This is a genomic window from Microbacterium sp. Soil_C_42 (genome assembly GCF_057656735.1).
In genome coordinates this window covers 1-17,085 of the sequence record NZ_JBDGJU010000056.1, presented here as the reverse complement: position 1 = coordinate 17,085, position 17,085 = coordinate 1, and the positions used below count along the sequence as shown (strand labels likewise).

16 protein-coding genes and 1 pseudogene are annotated in these 17,085 nt (G+C 71.4%); 4 read left to right on the top strand and 13 right to left on the bottom strand.

The window, feature by feature from the left end:
• The coding region (locus tag AC3A46_RS18525) for an SCO7613 C-terminal domain-containing membrane protein (protein ID WP_487666538.1) at positions 1–1,095 on the top strand (1,095 nt) is incomplete at its 5' end.
• On the opposite strand, the gene AC3A46_RS18520 is transcribed toward AC3A46_RS18525, so the two are convergent.
• Positions 1,079–1,756 carry a DNA-3-methyladenine glycosylase gene (locus AC3A46_RS18520; RefSeq protein WP_487666537.1) on the bottom strand — a complete coding sequence of 226 codons (678 nt, stop codon included), beginning with the start codon at positions 1,754–1,756 and terminating at the stop codon, positions 1,079–1,081. The genes AC3A46_RS18525 and AC3A46_RS18520 overlap by 17 nt on opposite strands.
• Positions 1,757–1,829: 73 nt before the next feature.
• On the opposite strand from AC3A46_RS18520, the gene AC3A46_RS18515 reads away from it, so the two are divergent.
• Positions 1,830–3,476 carry an MFS transporter gene (locus AC3A46_RS18515; protein WP_487666536.1) on the top strand — a complete coding sequence of 549 codons (1,647 nt, stop codon included), beginning with the start codon at positions 1,830–1,832 and terminating at the stop codon, positions 3,474–3,476.
• A gap of 211 nt (positions 3,477–3,687) precedes the next feature.
• Here AC3A46_RS18515 and AC3A46_RS18510 read toward each other — a convergent pair whose 3' ends face one another.
• The 7 genes from AC3A46_RS18510 to AC3A46_RS18480 form a co-directional block, all read right to left on the bottom strand.
• A complete protein-coding gene (locus AC3A46_RS18510) occupies positions 3,688–5,109 on the bottom strand; it encodes a hypothetical protein (protein ID WP_487666535.1) in 1,422 nt (473 codons plus the stop codon).
• Complete coding sequence (locus tag AC3A46_RS18505; protein WP_487666534.1) at positions 5,099–5,863, bottom strand: TIGR03943 family putative permease subunit; 765 nt, start codon at positions 5,861–5,863, stop codon at positions 5,099–5,101. The genes AC3A46_RS18510 and AC3A46_RS18505 overlap by 11 nt, the downstream gene beginning before the upstream one ends.
• Entirely contained in the window at positions 5,856–6,923 is a 1,068-nt protein-coding gene (locus AC3A46_RS18500) for a permease (protein ID WP_487666533.1), read from the bottom strand. Before AC3A46_RS18500 ends, AC3A46_RS18505 begins: the two co-directional genes overlap by 8 nt.
• Positions 6,910–7,323: a Fur family transcriptional regulator gene (locus AC3A46_RS18495; RefSeq protein WP_487666532.1), complete on the bottom strand. Its 414-nt coding sequence runs from the start codon at positions 7,321–7,323 to the stop codon at positions 6,910–6,912. Before AC3A46_RS18495 ends, AC3A46_RS18500 begins: the two co-directional genes overlap by 14 nt.
• Positions 7,324–7,452: 129 nt before the next feature.
• The gene (locus AC3A46_RS18490; RefSeq protein WP_487666531.1) at positions 7,453–8,331 is read right to left on the bottom strand and encodes a metal ABC transporter permease; all 879 of its coding nucleotides are present in this window, start codon (positions 8,329–8,331) and stop codon (positions 7,453–7,455) included.
• Between the two features lie 13 nt (positions 8,332–8,344).
• Positions 8,345–9,184, bottom strand: a complete 840-nt coding sequence (locus AC3A46_RS18485) for a metal ABC transporter ATP-binding protein (protein WP_487666530.1) — start codon at positions 9,182–9,184, stop codon at positions 8,345–8,347.
• Positions 9,181–10,164, bottom strand: a complete 984-nt coding sequence (locus tag AC3A46_RS18480; RefSeq protein WP_487666529.1) for a metal ABC transporter solute-binding protein, Zn/Mn family — start codon at positions 10,162–10,164, stop codon at positions 9,181–9,183. Before AC3A46_RS18480 ends, AC3A46_RS18485 begins: the two co-directional genes overlap by 4 nt.
• A gap of 101 nt (positions 10,165–10,265) precedes the next feature.
• On the opposite strand from AC3A46_RS18480, the gene AC3A46_RS18475 reads away from it, so the two are divergent.
• Positions 10,266–10,907: a DUF2238 domain-containing protein gene (locus tag AC3A46_RS18475; RefSeq protein WP_487666528.1), complete on the top strand. Its 642-nt coding sequence runs from the start codon at positions 10,266–10,268 to the stop codon at positions 10,905–10,907.
• A gap of 102 nt (positions 10,908–11,009) precedes the next feature.
• Here the strand turns inward: AC3A46_RS18475 and AC3A46_RS18470 are convergent, their stop codons facing one another.
• The 4 genes from AC3A46_RS18470 to AC3A46_RS18455 form a co-directional block, all read right to left on the bottom strand.
• Positions 11,010–12,374 (bottom strand): dihydrolipoamide acetyltransferase family protein, encoded by a 1,365-nt coding sequence (locus AC3A46_RS18470; RefSeq protein ID WP_487666527.1) that lies wholly within the window; start codon positions 12,372–12,374, stop codon positions 11,010–11,012.
• A gap of 112 nt (positions 12,375–12,486) precedes the next feature.
• Positions 12,487–13,461 carry an alpha-ketoacid dehydrogenase subunit beta gene (locus tag AC3A46_RS18465; protein ID WP_487666539.1) on the bottom strand — a complete coding sequence of 325 codons (975 nt, stop codon included), beginning with the start codon at positions 13,459–13,461 and terminating at the stop codon, positions 12,487–12,489.
• Between the two features lie 65 nt (positions 13,462–13,526).
• Positions 13,527–14,657, bottom strand: a complete 1,131-nt coding sequence (locus tag AC3A46_RS18460; protein ID WP_487666526.1) for a thiamine pyrophosphate-dependent dehydrogenase E1 component subunit alpha — start codon at positions 14,655–14,657, stop codon at positions 13,527–13,529.
• A gap of 95 nt (positions 14,658–14,752) precedes the next feature.
• Positions 14,753–15,841: a histidinol-phosphate transaminase gene (locus AC3A46_RS18455; protein WP_487666525.1), complete on the bottom strand. Its 1,089-nt coding sequence runs from the start codon at positions 15,839–15,841 to the stop codon at positions 14,753–14,755.
• Positions 15,842–15,951: 110 nt separating this feature from the next.
• Between AC3A46_RS18455 and AC3A46_RS18450 the strand changes: the two genes are divergently transcribed.
• A complete protein-coding gene (locus AC3A46_RS18450; RefSeq protein WP_487666524.1) occupies positions 15,952–16,341 on the top strand; it encodes a phage holin family protein in 390 nt (129 codons plus the stop codon).
• 1 nt (position 16,342) lies between these two features.
• Here AC3A46_RS18450 and AC3A46_RS18445 read toward each other — a convergent pair.
• Positions 16,343–17,085: pseudogene (locus tag AC3A46_RS18445) on the bottom strand (hypothetical protein); the annotation flags it as partial.

The following is a 17,085-nucleotide window of genomic DNA, read 5'->3' as shown; positions in this document are numbered from 1 at the left end:
TTGCTGACGGCACGCGGACCGGCCGATGGCGCCGCCCGCGGCGCGGCCGCCCTGGCCGGCGGAGGGACCGCCCTGCTCGTGGCGATGTCGCTCACGCGTCCGGACGCCGATCTCGTGCTCACGACCGTGACCGCCGTCATCGGCGGCGTGCTCGGCGTCGCGGGCGCCTCGGTGCTGGGGCTGCGGCGCTGGGCGCCGCTCGGCGGAGTGCTGGCCGTGGGCGGACTCGTCGTCGCCGTGGTCGCGTGCGGCGCGCGGTTCCTCGAGATCGCACCCGCCGGCGGGCTCGAGCCCGATCTCTGGGCCGTCGCCGGGGCGGGGATCGCAGGCGCGATCGCCCTGGCTGCGCTGCGCGCGACGCCGTCGCGCGCGGTCGGCCTCACCGCCGGCGCGGGCTTCGCGATCGCATCGGTGCTGTTCGCGCTCGCCGAGCTGCAGCTGCTGCTCGTGCAGCAGACGGGCGACGAGCTGCGCACCGCCGCGGTGATGTCGGCACTGACGGCGGCCACCGTCGTCGGCACTGCCGCACGCGCCCGGCTCGGGCCGGCCCTGGTGATCGCGGCCGCGATGGCGGGCGCGGGCTTCGGCCTCCTGGCGCTCACGGTCGGGGACGTGCGTCCCATCGAACTGGTCACGGTGCCGCCGGCGCTCGGCGGCATCGCATACGGCGTGCGCACCCTGCGCCGCGAACCGGCGTCGCGCACGTGGCCGGCTCTCGGCCCGTGGCTGGCGCTCTTGACCGTGCCGTCGCTGCTGACCGACTTCGCGGGGTCCTCCTCCGGCATGGCCGCCGACGCGGCGTGGCTGGGCGAGCCCGAGCTCTGGCGCATCGTCTCGCTCGGCGTCGTGGCGATCGCGATGGTGGTGGTCGGTGCGATCTACCGGCTGCAGGCGCCCCTCCTGCTCGGCTCGGCGGTGCTGGTGGTGCACGGCGTCGCCCAGCTGTGGCCCTGGATCTCCACCGCGTACGTCGCCGTGCCGTGGTGGCTGTGGCTCGGCCTCGGCGGCGCGCTGCTCATCTTCATGGCCGCCCGCTACGAGAAGAACATGAAGGCGCTGCGCACGACCGTCGCCGCGGTCACGTCGCTTCGCTGACCTCGCGCGCGCCGCGCCCCCAGCGGAACGGCGACACGGTCGGCTCGCCGGGGATCCAGTAGCGCCACGGGAACGCGGCGGTGCCGGCCACGCCTGCGACGCCGACGCGCGGCCCCGACGCCACCTCGGCGAGAGGGTCGACGAGCAGCTCCAGCCGTGCCACTGCGCCGTGGAGCGGCGCGCCGGTGATCGCGTCGATGCCGTCGTGCAGCGGATGCCGCAGCCCCACCGCGTCGCCGAACCGGCCCGGTCCGCGCGCCAGGTCGCGCGGTGTGCGGGCAGCCGGTCGGCGACGGGTCGCAGCATCCGTCCCCTCGATCACCTGGCCTGCCCGCAGCAGCACACCGCCGGCGACCCCCTCGGGAGCGCACACGACGTTCACGCACGAGTGGATGCCATGGCTGAGGTACACGTACAGATGCCCGGGTTCGCCCCACATCGTGGCGTTGCGCGCGGTCTGGCCCATGCGCGCGTGCGAGCCCGGATCGGGCACCGGGCCGGTGCCGCGCCCGTGGTAGGCCTCGACCTCGGTGAGGCGCACCGCCACCGTCTCGCCGTCGACCGCGGTCGTGAGGCGGGCTCCGAGCAGGCGCGGCGCGACGTCGGCGGGAAGGCCCTGCAGGTCCGCGCGGGTCGCCGCACGCCACAGGTCCCGCGCCATGGGCCGAGTCTACGTCCGCGCGTCGGCCGTGACATGCGCGTCGGGTCGCCGCACCGAGCGATACTGTTCGCGCATGGGAAAGTGGTTCGTGCTCATCCTGCTGAGCGTGTCGCAATTCATCATGGTGCTCGACAGCACGGTGATGAACGTCTCGATCTCGACCGTCGCGGAGGACCTCGGCACCGACATCTCGGGCATGCAGGCCGCCATCACGTTCTATGCGCTGACGATGGCCGCGTTCATGCTCACGGGCGGCAAGCTCGGAGACCGCTGGGGCCGCAGCATGGCCTTCCGCATCGGGTCGGTCGTCTACGGCATCGGCTCGCTGACCACCGCGCTCGCGCCGAACCTCACGGTGCTGATGCTCGGATGGTCGCTCGTCGAGGGTCTCGGCGCCGTGCTCGTCATCCCCGCGATCGCCGCCCTGGCCGCGATCAACTACACCGGCCGTGAGCGCGTGGTCGCGTTCGCCGTGCTCGGCGCGGTGACCGGCGGCGCCGCTGCGGCCGGACCCCTCATCGGCGGTCTCGTCACGACGTACTCGTCGTGGCGGTACGTCTTCGTCGCGGAAGCCGTCGTCATGACCCTCGTGCTGATCGTGTCGGGCCGCATCAAGGACGTGCCGGGCGACCGCAAGCTGCGGATCGACCTGCTGAGCGTCGCGCTCTCGGCGCTCGGCCTGGGGCTGCTGGTCTACGGCATCCTGCAGTCCAAGACGTGGGGCTGGTTCCAGCCGCTCGACCCGCCCGTGATCAACGGCCAGCCGTTCGCCCCCCTCGGCATCTCGCCCGTCGCGTACCTGATCCTGCTGTCGCTCGTCGTGCTGTGGCTCTTCGTGAAGCGGCAGCAGCAGCTCGAGCGGAGCGGCCGCGTTCCGCTGCTGAAGGTGAGCCTCCTGCGGATCACGGCGCTGCGCAGCGGCCTGACGATGTTCATGGCGCAGTACTTCGCGATCGCCGCGCTGTTCTTCGTCGTGCCGGTGTACCTGCAGACGATCCTCGGCTACGACGCGCTGCAGACGGGCCTGAAGATCCTGCCGCTGTCGCTCGGGCTCATCCTGTTCTCGATCCTCGGGTCGCGGCTGTCGACGGTGCGCACCGCGCAGAACATCGGCCGGATCGGGCAGCTCACGCTCGGCCTCGGCGTCCTGATCGTGTTCCTCGCGGTGCAGCCCGAGCTCGCCGATTGGGCGTTCGCCGCCGGCATGTTCGTGGTCGGTGCCGGCTTCGGCCTTCTGGCCTCGCAGCTCGGCAACGTCAACATGTCGGCCGTCTCGCAGTCCGACACGTCCGAGGTCGGCGGCCTTCAGGGCACGTTCCAGAACCTCGGCTCCTCGTTCGGCACGGCGATCGTCGGATCCGTCTTCATCCTGCTGCTCACCTCGGGCTTCACCGCGGCGGTAGAGCAGAGCACGACCATTCCCGACGACATCCGCTCCCAGGTCGTTGCGACCGCGTCGAAGGGCGCGCCGATCATCTCGCAGCAGCAGGCCGAGGACCTGTTGACAGATGCCGGCGCCGACCCCGAATCCGCCTCCGAGATCGCCCAGATCTATGCCGACACGCAGGTCGAGTCGCTGCGGCAGTCGCTGTTCTTCGTCTTCGCTCTCACGGTGCTGGGGCTCATGCTCTCGAGCGGCCTGCCGGCCACGCTGCCCAACCCCGCCGCACCCAAGACGGAGACGGACGAGGAGGACGCAGCATCCGCCCGCCCGTCCTGAGCTCCTCGCGTCCTCAGCTGAGGATCTGTGCCGAGATGCGGAGCAAGCCGGTGCGCACGGTCCGCATCTCGGCTCTCGTCCTCAATTGAGGACGTGACACGGATGCGGCGTCCCCGCGTCCGTAGTTGAGGACGTGACACGGATGCGGCGTCCCCTCGTCCTCAATTGAGGACGGGACACGGATGCTGCGTCCCCGCGCCCGTCCGCCGGGTCAGCGGGGCGGCACCTGGCACCACGAGATCGAGGAGCCGTTGAGCCCGACGACGGGGTCGCCGTCGGAGACCTCGAGGATGCGCGTCTCAGGGCGCTTCGGAAGCGGGTGCTGGTAGGTGTCGTAGGAGTTCGTCACCGCGTCGGGGGCCACGAGCACCGCGAGGTAGCGGGCGCTGGGCGACACGCACACCTGGATGACGGCGTCCGTGTCGGCGATCTCGGTGAGCATGGTCGTCGCACCGTCGGCGCCCACATGGGCGACCGAGGTGCGCCCCGTCGGCACGCCGTCGGCGTCGAGCACCGCCGCCGTGCGGATCGTGGAGCCGTCGGGGAGAGGTGTCACCGACGTCGTCCCGCCGAGGTCGGTGTCGGGTGCGACGAGGTCGGCCTCGCTCGCGTCGGTGAGGTCGATCACGGTCGCCCGGTCGAGCCGGTCGACGACCGCCTCGCTCGAGCCACGGGCGATGCCCTCGATGGTCAGCGCGTCGCCGAGCGCGGTCGGCGCGCCGGCCGAGGCATCCGATCCCGTCAAGAGCAGCGAGCCGTCGAACGAGAGCAGCAGGATGCTGTCGGTGTCGGGCACGAACCGCCACTCCGCGACGCGGGGGTCGGCACCCTCGACCTCGATCGCCGCCGGATCGGCGTCCGGGTCGCTCAGCGACGCGGTGTAGAGCCGGCTCTCGCGCCCCGAGTCGGCGGTGAGCTCGGCGTCGGAGAACGTGTAGCCGATGCGCTCACCGCGATCGGCCGTCTGCAGGTTCGACACGAACCCGTCGCCGGGAAGCGGCAGTTCGTGCGCGTTCTCGCCGTCCAGGTCGGTGACGATGAGCCCGGCCTGATCGTCGTCGGTGCGCACCGAGACGACGAGGTGCTGGGATGTCGCGCGGAAGTCCTCGATGTGCGCGTGCCGGAACACCGGCACCGCGTTCTGCCCGGTGAGGTCGGTGCGGTAGATGAGGTCGCCCGAGTTCGTGCCGCGCTGCATGAGGAAGACCTCTGCCGCGGGGGTCCTGAAGGTCTGCGTGATCGTCGCCGTCGGGCCGCCGCCCAGCGACGCGACGTCGTCGATCGTCACGGTGTACTCCGTGTCGTCCCACAGCGGCAGCGTGAACCGCACGCCGACGCTCCGCCCCGACGTGTCGACGGCGAACGGCGTCTCGGGGGTGATCGTCACCTGCGAGGGGTCGATGTCGGCGAGCGACTGCGTCGTGGTCACGATGAGACGGGCGCCGGATGCTGCGGCCGCCGCCTCCGGATCGACATACGCGTCCGTCACCCGGGGCCCCTGCGCGACGCTCGCGGCTGCTCCGGCGAGCCCGAGCACGGCGAGGACGCCCACGACGATCGCGAAGGCTCCGACGAACGCGCGGCCCCGACGACGCCGGGACCGCGAACGACGTAGCGACCCGTCAGTACTCATACGGGTCCTCGGGCTCGTCGATCTCCTCGACCGCAGCCGCGGCGACGACGAGCTGGCCGTCCGACGACGAGCGCACGGTGCCGGTGATCGTGACCCACTGCCCGGTGTCGGGCGCGCTCGCGCCGCTCACGACGGGCAGGCTCGCGGGTTGCGCGTCGATGACGCAGTGCGTGATGACCAGACGCGTGAGATCGAAGGCACCGTCCTCACCCGGCGTCACGAAGCCCGTGAGCTCGACGGTCTCGCCGTCGAATGCGTCGGGGTTGGTGGCGGTCGCGAACACCGTCGCCCACTCGCCGACGCCGAACGAGGCCGTGTCGCCGGTCGACGCGAGCTGGATCGTGTCGGCGCCGCCGAACAGCGGCGTGGCGCCGACGTCGCGCGACATCGCGAGCTCGGCGCTGAGCGAGGCCGGAGGCAGCACGAGCGTGAGCACCACGACCCCCGATGCCGCCACCCCGCCGGCGACGGTGGCCGCCACGGCGAGCGGGTGCGAGGCGTGGTGGCCGTGGTCGTGCTCCGGTTCCTCGCCGTGGTCGTGGCCGTGATCGGCCTCTGCGCCGAGCGGGAGGGCGAACGAGGCCACCGCGCCGATCAGCACGAGCACCGACATCGACACCGCGAACCACGTCGAGTCGGGGTTGATGTACAGGCCCAGTCGCCCGGTCACCGCGAGGGAGATGGTGAAGACGGCGAGGGCCGCGGCCAGCCCGACCCCGAGCCACCGCGTGCCGACGAAGCCTGTCTTACGCAAGGAGGTTCACCGCCGTCCCGATCGCGAAGGCCGACAGGAGGACGACCACCACGATGCCGCCGAGCGTGCGCCAGGTGAAGGTCGTCCGCATCAGCGCGAGCATCTTGACGTCGACGAGCGGCCCGACCAGCAGGAAGGCGACGATCGAGCCGGGCGTGAACGTCGAGGCGAACGACAGCGCGAAGAACGCGTCGACGTTGGAGCAGATCGACACCACCATCGCCAGCGCCATCATCGCGACGATCGACAGCGCCGGATTCGCGCCGATCGCGAGCAGCGCCTCGCGCGGGATGAGCACCTGCACCGCGCCCGCGAGCGCGGAGCCGATGACGAGCGCCGGCATCACCGCGCGCAGCTCGATCACGAACTGCGCGAGCGTGCGCCGCCACTTGCCGCCCGGCTCGTGCACGACGAGCTCGCACGTGTCGCGGAAGCGGTCGGTGAGCAGGGCGTCGGGAGACGGATGCCGCGAGTACAGCCATCCGATCAGGTTCGCGATCGCGTACCCGCCGAGAAGACGGGCGACGAGGATGCCGTCGCTGAAGCCGAACGCCTGGTGGGTCGTGATGATGACGATGGGATTCACGATCGGCGCCGCGATGAGGAACGTCAGCGTCTCGGGCACCGAGAATCCGCGCATGAGCAGGCCGCGGGCGAACGGCACGTTGCCGCACTCGCACACCGGCACGATCATGCCGAGGAGCGACAGCACCGCGCGCCTCGCCCACCCGCGCCGCGGCATCCATCGCTCGATGACGCCCGGGGGCACCCACACCTGCACGACGATCGACAGCACCACGCCGAGCGCCACGAACGGCAGCGACTCGATGAGCACGCTGATGGCGAGCGTCAGGCCGTCCTGGGCGCGGGTCGAGAGCGACGCCGGGAACAGCGCCGGCGCGAGCCAGTCGATGAGGAAGAGGCCGGCGACGACGGCGACGCCCACACCGAGCCAGAGCAGGGTGCGAGCCTGCGCGGACGGCTGCGGCGCAGCATCCGATGCAGATCCGTGGCGGTGCTCGGCAGAGTGCGCCCGCGTGCCGGGGTCAGTGCGCGTCACGCTGGGCATCCCGGGCGGCGGCGCAGTTCGCGCACAGCCCGAAGATGTCGACGACATGTTCTGCGTCGCGGAATCCGTGGCGCTCGGCGGTGCGCTGGGCCCACTGCTCGACGTCCGTCGCCTCGATCTCGACGGTCAGTCCGCAGGAGCGGCAGATCAGATGGTGGTGGTGGCCGGTGCTCGAGCACGCACGGTAGAGCGCTTCGCCCTCCGGGCTCTGCAGCGAATCGGCCTCGCCCTGGGCGGCGAGCCCGGCGAGGGCGCGGTACACGGTCGCCAGCCCGATGCCGGTGTTGTCGTCGCGGAGGGCGGCGTGCAGCGATTGCGCGCTGACGAATCCGCGGGCGTCCGACAGCGCTTCGCGCACGCGTTCGCGCTGCCACGTGTTGCGCTGGGCCATGGTGGGGAGTCTACCGAGGGGTCCTGTGCGTCGCCCGGGCGCCGGCTGCTGCGAGCTCCGCGTGCTCACCTGTCGCACGATGCCGCCCCGGGCAGCGCTTCGAGACAGGGGAGCAGAGTCCGGCGCCGGTCACCGGGCGACCTCGGGGACGGCTGCCCGGGTGACGCGGTCGCGGCGAGCGCCGATGACACGGCAGACGACGTAGATCAGGAACGAGATCGTGGTGATGTACGGGCTCACCGGGAGGGTGCCCATGATCGCGAGCAGGATGCCGCCGACCGCCGAGACGAAGCCGAACAGGGCCGACAGCAGCGGCACCGACAGCGGGCCCGACGCGATGCGCATCGCCGCAGCGGCGGGGGTGACGAGGAGGGCCATCACCAGCAGCGCCCCGATGATGTGCACGGCCACGGCGACGATGAGCCCGAGCAGCAGCATGAACGCGAGTGAGACCGCGGTCGTCGGCACGCCGCGCGCGGCAGCGGACTGCGGGTCGAGCGAGTCGAACCGCAGCGGGCGCCAGATGAGCAGCATCCCGAGCAGCACGACCGCTCCGATGCCGATCAGCCAGCCGAGCTGGCCCGTCTGCACCGACACGATCTGGCCGGTGAGCAGGCTGAACCGGTTGGCGCTGCGGCCGTCGTAGAGCGAGAGGAACAGGATGCCGAGACCCAGCCCGAACGGCATCAGCACGCCGATGATCGAGTTGCGGTCGCGCGCCTTCGCCCCGAGCACGCCGATGATGGCGGCTGCGATGAGCGAGCCGACGATCGACCCGGTGACGACGTCCCACCCGATGAGGAGCGCCGCCGCGGCGCCCGCGAACGACAGCTCGCTGATGCCGTGCACCGCGAACGCCATGTCGCGCTGCATGACGAAGACGCCGACGAGTCCGCCCACCAGCCCGAGGACCGCGCCCGCCCACACCGAGTTCGACACGAGCGCGAGGATCTCGCCGTAGTAGGGCAGCCCGCCGAACATCGCGTCGGCGATGTCGTTCCAGTTCATGCGTGCGCCCTGTTCATTCGTGCATCGGGTGGTCGTGATGGTGATGGGATGCCTCGGCGTCGGGCGCACCGACCACCACGAGGCGGTCGCCCGCCCGCAGCACGAAGACGTGCGCCCCGTACAGCGCCGTCAGCACGTCCGAGCGCAGCACCTCCTGCGGGGTGCCGAGGGTGAACCGCCCGTTCGCGATGTACAGGATGCGGTCGACCTTGCCCAGCAGCGGGTTGATGTCGTGCGTGACGAGCAGGACCGCGGCATCCTTCTCCCGGCGATGCCGGTCGATGAGGCCGATGACCGCCTGCTGGTTGGCGAGGTCGAGGCTCGTGAGCGGCTCGTCGCACAGGAGGAGCGGCGGGTCGTCGGCGAGGGCCTGGCCGGCCCGCAGGCGCTGCTGCTCGCCGCCCGAGAGGAGCCCGACGGGCCGGTCGGCGAACTCGCGGGCGCCGACGGCGTCGATGAGCGCGTCGACGCGTGCCCGGTCGCCGCGCCGGGGGATCGGGAAGCCGAACCGGTGGCCGTCGACGCCGAGCGTCACGAGGTCGCGGCCCCGCAGCGACGTGTCGCGCGGCAGCGGCCGTGCCTGAGGGATGTAGCCGATGCTGCGACTGCCCTTGTGGGCCACCGGCTCGCCCTCGACGGTGATCTCGCCGTTCGACAGCGGCTCGAGGCCGAGGATCGCGCGGAGCAGCGTCGTCTTGCCGGAGCCGCTGGGCCCGAGTACGGCGACGAGCTCGCCGGCGTGCACATCGAGGTCGAGACCCGCCCAGAGCTCGCGGTCGCCGCGCTGGAGCGCGGCATCCCGGATGCTGAGGATGACGCGGCGCGACGCCGAGTCGCGGCGTGCCGGCGTCACGCCGGCAGCGCCCCGTTCAGCGCCTCGATGTTCGCCTGCATCCACGAGATGTAAGTCTGCCCCTCCGGCAGCGTTTCCGAGAACGCGATCACCGGGATGCCGAGCCCGTCGGCCTCGTCGACGATCTCCTGCGTCTCCGCGCCCCCGGTCTGCGTGTTGGTGATGACCACGCGCACGTCGCCGCCCTGCACGAGCGCAAGGGATTCGAGCAGTGTCGCGGGCGCGACATCCTGCCCCTCTTCGACGGCCTCGCTGAACTTCTCGGGCGTCGCGTTCTCGAGCCCCGCCGCCTGGACGAGGTACACCGGCACCGGCTCGGTCACGAAGACCTTGTCGCCCTCGTGCGCGGCGGCGATCTCGTCGAGGGACGCCTCGATGCCGTCGATCTCACCGGAGAACGCCTCGGCGTTGGCGGTGAAGGTCCCGGCGTCGTCGGGGCTGAGCTCACCGAGCTCGGTCGCGATGGCGTCAGCGACATGCGCGATCGTGTGCGGGTCGTACCAGACGTGCTCGTTGAAGCCCTCGACGTGCTCGTGGTCGCCGTGATCGTGGGCGTGGTCCTCGGCGTCACCGGCGCTCTCCTCGTCGTGACCGCCGTTCTCGGGCCAGTCGTGCGAGTACTCGACGGCGGTGACGACCGGCGCACCGGTGCCGCTGGACTCGATGAGCGCGTCGATGAACGCGTCGTAGCCGCCGCCGTTCTCGATCACGAGGTCGGCCTTCGACACGGCGAGCTGGTCGCGCGCGCTCGGCTCGAACGAGTGCGGGTCCTGCGACTCGTTCGTCACGATCGACGTGACGTCGACGAGGTCGCCCCCGATCTCTTCGGCGATCTGCCCGTACACGTTGGTCGAGGCGACGACCGCGATCTTCCCGTCGCCCGCGTCGCCTTCGGCGGGCGTTCCCGCGCACCCGGCGAGGACGAGGGCGGATGCTGCCGCCAGGCCGAGCACGGGCAGGGAACGTCGCACGGAGGTCATGCTCTCGACTCTAAGGCTAATGAGAATCGTTCTCAAATCGACTGCGGCCCGCTGTGGAGAGCCGTCGAAGCCGGGGACGGGTGCGCTGATAGGTTCGGGCCGTGCTCCCGAAGGCCGTCCGCCGCTCCCTGCTGCTCGCGCTCCCGTTCCAGGTCGGAACTCTGTCGGCAGCTGTCGTCCTCCTCGTCGCCGGGTACCAGACCCAGGTGGTGCTCACCGCACTCCTCGCGATCTCGATGTGGGCCCCTGCCGCGGCCGAGCTCGTCTTCCGGACCACCCTGCCGCGTGCGCTCCAACTGCACTATCTGATCTTCATCACGCTCGGCCCGTTCGCGGGCAGTGCGCTCAACATCTATGTCGCGATCGCCGACTGGGACACGATGATCCACTTCGACTCTGGGGTCATGCTCGCGTGGCTGGGGATGCTGTGGGTACGGCGCATCGAGGAGCGCCTCGGCGTCTCACTTCCCGCATGGTTCGGGTTGACCGTGATCCTCCTCACCGCCATGGCGTTCGCCGCGGCATGGGAGATCTGCGAGTTCGCGAGCGACCAGCTCATCGGCACGGTCTCGCAGGGCAGTCTCGAGGACACGATGGCCGACATCCTGGCAGGGACGATGGGCGGTCTGTTCGCCATCGCCCTGCTGCTGATCCTCGGGCGCCCGCGCACGCTCGCACCGGTGTCGCTGCTGCAGGCGGCCCGTCGCGAAGCCGAGCAGGAGCCCCGGCCCGCCGGACGCTGAGCCGGACGGGGGGGCACCGAATCGGCGGTTCTGCCCACTCGCCGGGGAGCGGATGCTGTCGACCGGCGTGTCGCGGCAACCCTCCGATTCCGTGCCCGAACGTCAATCGAGGAGCAGCGCGGGCTCCTCGAGGATCGACGCCACGTCGGCGATGAAGCGGGACATGCCGTCGCCGTCGACCACGCGGTGGTCGAACGAGCCCGCGACGGTCGTGACCCAGCGAGGACGCACCTCGCCGTCGACGACCCAGGGCTTCTGGCGGATGGTGCCGAGCGCCACGATGCCGGCTTCACCGGGGTTGATGATCGGGGTGCCCGCGTCCATGCCGAACACGCCGATGTTGGTGATCGTGATCGTGCCGCCGTGCTGGTCGGCCGGGGTCGTCTTGCCCTCGCGCGCCGTGAGCGTCAGCTTCTCGAGCGCCCGGGCGAGCTCGCGCATCGACAGATCCTGGGCGTCCTTGATGTTGGGCACCAGCAGTCCGCGAGGTGTCGCCGCGGCGATGCCGAGGTTGACGTAGTTGCGCACGCGGATCTCGGCGCCGCCCTCGACGTCGACCCAGGCGGCGTTCACCATCGGGGTGCGCCGGGCCGCCCAGATCACGGCGCGCGCCATGATGAGCAGCGGCGAGACCTTGATGTCGGCGAAGTCCGGTGAGGTCTTGAGACGCTTGACGACCTCCATCGTGCGGCTGGCGTCGACGTCGGTCCACACCGACACGTGCGGCGCCGAGTAGGCCGACTGCACCATGGCGGACGACGTCGCCTTGCGCACGCCCCGCACCGCGATGGTCTCCTCACGGCCCGCCGCGTCGGGCGCGGGCGTCGACGGAGCGACCGCCGCCGGCCCGGCCGCAGGCGCCGGCGCCGAGACCGGGATGGTCTCGTCGCGCACGTCGCCCCACTCGGGGGTCTCGATGTTGCGGAAGACGCTGGCCTGCGACGCGTGCCGCACGACATCCTCGCGGGTCACCTCGCCGGCGGGGCCGCTGGGCGCGACGGCCGAGAGCTCCACGCCGAGGTCGCGCGCGAGCTTGCGGATCGGGGGCTTCGCGATGACGCCGACGGATGCTGCGACCCGCTCCTCCGCGGGAACCGCGGCCTTGCGCCGCCGCGACTGGACGTGTCCGCCCGTGCCGTAACCGACGAGAACCGCCCCCTCGCCGGCGGCCTCGGCGGGCGCGCCGTGCTCGGACTGCCCGACGGTGGCCGGGGGCGCAGCATCCGTCGCCGAAGCGATCGTGATGATCGCGGCGCCGACGTTCACGGTCGTGCCCTCGGCGGCGAGCAGCTCGCCCACGGTGCCGGCGAACGGCGAGGGCAGCTCGACGAGCGACTTGGCGGTCTCGATCTCGACGAGGACGTCGTTGACGGCGACGCGGTCGCCGGGACCGACCCGCCACTGGACGATCTCGGCCTCGGTGAGGCCTTCACCGACATCGGGGAGGACGAACGTCTGGGTGCTCATGCGGAGCTCCTTTCGATCCCGCCGTTTTCGCGAGAGTACAGCTGGTCGCCGAGAGGTGGGGAAGCAACCCGCATCTCGTCCACCAGGTGTTCTCTCGCGGTCAGGGGACGGGTCAGTAGGCGAGGGACCGGTCGACGGCCTCGAGGATGCGGTCGGCGTCGGGGAGATAGGAACCCTCGAGCTTGGCCGGGGGGAAGGGGGTGTCGAAGCCCGACACCCGCAGCACGGGGGCCTCGAGCGCGTAGAAGGCGCGCTCCATGACGGTCGCTGCGACCTCCGAGCCGAGCGAGGTGAAGCCGGGGGCCTCCTGCGCGTACACCATGCGGCCGGTGCGGCGGACGGAGTCGAGGATGGGCCCGTAGTCGACCGGCGAGAGCGAGCGGAGGTCGATGACCTCGATGCTCGTGCCCTCGGCCTCGGCGAGCACCGCCGCCTGCAGCATGGTCGTCACCATGGCGCCGTGTCCGACGAGGGTGATGTCGGTGCCGCGGCGGACCACGCGGGACGCGTGCAGCGGCAGGGCGCGCGCCGACGTGTCGACCTCGCCCTTCTGCCAGTACTTGCTCTTGGGCTCGAGGAAGATCACCGGGTCGGGCGACGAGATGGCGTCCTGGATCATCCAGTAGCCGTCGTTCGGCGTCGACGGGCTCACGACCCGGAGGCCGGCCGTGTGCGTGAAGTACGCCTCGGGGCTCTCCTGGTGGTGCTCGACGGCGCCGATGTGCCCGCCGTAGGGGATGCGGATGACGACGGGCATCTGCAGGGCGCCCTCGTGCCGGTTGGTCATCTTCGCGAGCTGGGTGGTGATCTGGTCGAACGCGGGGAAGACGAACCCGTCGAACTGGATCTCGACGACGGGGCGGAAGCCGGCCATCGCGAGTCCGATCGCCGTCCCCACGAGCCCCGACTCCGCGAGCGGGGTGTCGAGCACGCGCTGGTCGCCGAACTCCGCCTGCAGGCCCTCGGTCACGCGGAAGACGCCGCCGAGCTTGCCGATGTCCTCGCCCATGAGCAGGACGCGGTCGCTGCCGGCGAGCGCCGCACGGAGCCCGGCACTGATCGCCCGGCTGAACGGCAGGGTCTGCACCGTGGGTGTGGCGGCCTCGGCGGCTGCCGCGGCCTCCACCGTCGGTCCCTGAGCCTGTCGAAGGGTCACGATGCGCCTCCTTCGAAGGATGCCTCGTAGTCGGCGAGCCACTGCCGCTGCTCGTCGATGAGGGGGTGCTGCTCGGAGTACACGTGCGCGAACATGTCGTCGCGCTCGAGCCCGCCCAGCGCGTTGGTGCGGGTGCGGACGTCGTCGGCGAGCGCCTGCGACTCGGCCTCGACGTCGGCGAAGAACTCTTCCGAGGCGCCGCGACCGATGAGGAAGGCCTTCATGCGTGCGATCGGGTCGCGGCGGCGCCACGACTCCTCCTCGTCGGAGGTGCGGTACTTGGTGGGGTCGTCGCTCGTGGTGTGCGCGCCGAGGCGGTAGGTCATGGCCTCGATCGCCTGCGGTCCGCCGCCGGCGCGCGCCTCGTCGAGTGCGGTGCGCGTCACCGCCCAGCTCGCGAGCACGTCGTTGCCGTCGATCAGCGTGCTCGGCATGCCGTAGCCCTCGCCGCGCTTGTACAGCGGCGAGCGCGACTGCGTCGCGACGGGCACCGAGATCGCCCACTGGTTGTTCTGCAGGAAGAACACCTCAGGCGTGCGGTAGCTGTTCGCGAAGACCATCGCCTCGTGCACGTCGCCCTGGCTGGAGGCGCCGTCGCCGTAGTAGACGATGACGGCCTCGTCGCGGTCGAGATCGCCGGTGCCGGAGCGCCCGTCGAAGACGAGCCCCATCCCGAAGCCCGTGGCGTGCAGCGTCTGAGACCCCAGCACGAGCGTGTAGATGTGGGTGTTGCCGTTCTTCGGGTCGGTCGGGTCCCACCCGCCGTGCGTCAGTCCGCGCATCACGCGGATGATGTCGATCGGGTCGACGCCGCGGATCTTCGTGACCACGTGCTCGCGGTACGACGGGAAGAGGTGGTCCTGTGCGCGCGCGGCGCGCGCCGAACCCACCTGCGCGGCCTCCTGCCCGTAGCTCGGCGGCCAGAGGGCCAGCTGCCCCTGCCGCTGGAGGTTCGTCGCCTGCACGTCGAACGCGCGGATGACGGCCATATCGCGGTAGAACGTCTCGAGGTCGGCATCGCCGAGACTCTCGACGGCCTCCCGATACGGTTCGGCGGCAGGGCTCGGCGCGAACGTTCCGTCCGCCTCCAGAAACCGCACCAGGGCGTGATCGTCGACCGGGATCATGAATTCACGCTATCTCTCCGTGCATGCGCGATTCTGCATGCGTTCGACAACGGTTGCCGGGATCCACCGCACGCGATCGACAATCGCACCGGCGGTCATCCCTCGCGACGGGCAGCGACCGCCGCCGCGATCCGCAGCACCTGCTCGACGGATTCCTCCTCGCCGACCGAGATCCGGATGCCGTCACCGGCGAACGGCCGCACGATCAGCCCGGCCTCCTCGAAGGTCGCCGCGAACGCCATCGTGTCGTCGCCGGTGGGCAGCCACACGAAGTTGCCCTGGGCGACGGGGACGTCCCACCCGGCCGCGCGCAGACCCGCCGCCAGCCGGTCGCGACGATCGGCGATCACGCGGACGCGCTCGAGCAGCTCGTCCTCGGCGTCGAGGCTCGCGAGTGCGGCCTCCTCGCCGTGGGCGGTCACCGACAGCGGGATCGCGGTGCTGCGGGCGGCGTCAAGCACGCGAGGGTGTCCGATCGCGTACCCGACGCGGAGCGCGGCGAGACCGTACGCCTTCGAGAACGTGCGGAGCACGACCACGTTGGGCCGGCCCGACCCGCCGAGCACGCGGAGTCCGTCGACCGACTCGGGGTCGGTGACGAACTCGGCGTAGGCCTCATCGAGGATGACGAGCACGTCGGAGGGCACCTTCTCGACGAAGGCATCGAACTCGGCCTGCGTGACGATCGGGCCGGTGGGGTTGTTGGGGCTGCACACGATGATCGCGCGGGTGCGGTCGGTGATCGCCGCCGCCATGGCGTCGAGGTCGTGGCGGGCACCCTCGGCGAGCGGCACCTGCACGGCGGTGGCGCCGGCGACGACGGCAAGCCACGGATACGCCTCGAACGAGCGCCAGGCGTAGATGACCTCGTCGCCGGGGCCCGACGTCGCCAGCACGAGCTGCGCGAGGATCGAGACGCTGCCGGCACCGATGTGGACGGCGTCGGCGCCGACGCCGAACCGCTCGGCCAGCCGCTCGCGCAGCCGTGCCGCCGTCGCGTCCGGATATCTGTTCAGCGCCGACGCGTTCCGCACCCGCTCGAGCACCCCGGGCAGCGGGTCGAACGGGTTCTCGTTGCTCGACAGCTTGAACGCGTCCGCGCCGGCCTGCCGGCCCTGCTTGTACGGCGGCAGGGCGGCGACCTCGGGGCGCACGCGGACGGGGATCTCGGGAGCGTCGGTCACGCCCCGAGTCTACGAGCGGGGGATCGGATGCGCCTCCCGTCCCTGGCCGCCGGAGGGCACGGTGTGGCTGCTCACGGTCGAGGGCGTGGGCGTGGAAGACTGGGCGGACTATGGGCTTCCTCATCCGCGTGGTCATCAACGCCTTCGCGATCTGGGTCGTCACCCTGATCCCGGCGCTGCAGGTATCGGTCATCCCGTTCCCGCCGGGCGAGACGCTCCAGCTGATCCTGACCCTGCTGATCGTCGCCGCGATCTTCGCGCTCGTGAACACGATCATCGGCACGGTCATCAAGGTGCTGGCGTTCCCGCTCTACATCCTGACGCTGGGCCTCATCGGCCTCCTCATCAACGCGTTCCTGCTGTGGCTCACCGCGTGGTTGACGAGCTTCTGGAACTGGGGCCTGCGGGTCGAGGACTTCTGGTGGGGCGTCGTCGCCGCGATCATCATCACCCTCATCAACTGGGTCGTCGGCATCTTCATCCGCCCGCGCAAGGACTGACCTACCCGCCACCGCGAGTCGCCGCATACTCGGTCACCTCGACCGATTCGGCGCCCGCGAGCTCGGCGAAGACGCCGCGCAGCGCATCGATCCGCGGGTCGGTCGAGGCATCGACCAGCGCGGCCGTCTCGGCGTAGGCGGTGAGCCGGTGGGCGGGGAGCCGCGGCTCGTCGGCGCCGACGTCGGGATCGAAGACGCGTTCCGCCACGAAACTCCCGGGCGCTCCGACCGCGGTGGCGTGGCCCCCGCCGGCAAGCCCCGCGACCGGGTCGTCGGTGTGCCGCAGCGTCACGCTGAGGGTGTCCGATCCGACGTCGGTGTCGACGGGCGACCCGATCGAGACCAGCGTCTGCGTGTCGTAGCCGCCCTCCAGCGCCAGGTGCCCAGCGATCATCGCCCCCTGCGAGAACCCGAACAGGTGCACGGCATCGCCCGGCTGCACGCCCGCCTGGGCGAGCGCCTCCTGGGTGGCCGTGTACGAGTCGGACCTCTGCCCGGCATACAGCTCGACGTTGGAGGCGTTGTCCCAGGGTTCGTCGCCCCCGACGTCGAACGACTGCATGCCCGCGAGGTACACGGCGTACTGCCGCGACCCGTCGGGCATCGTGTACCGCTCGACGCGCACCCGCGAGTCGCCGGCCCCCGGCATCCGTCCCGTCACGGCGGCCAGGCTCTGCGGCGCCACCGAGGCGGGCGACCGCGACGGCGGGGATGCGGCGACGCCGGCGGAGGTCGCGCCCGCCG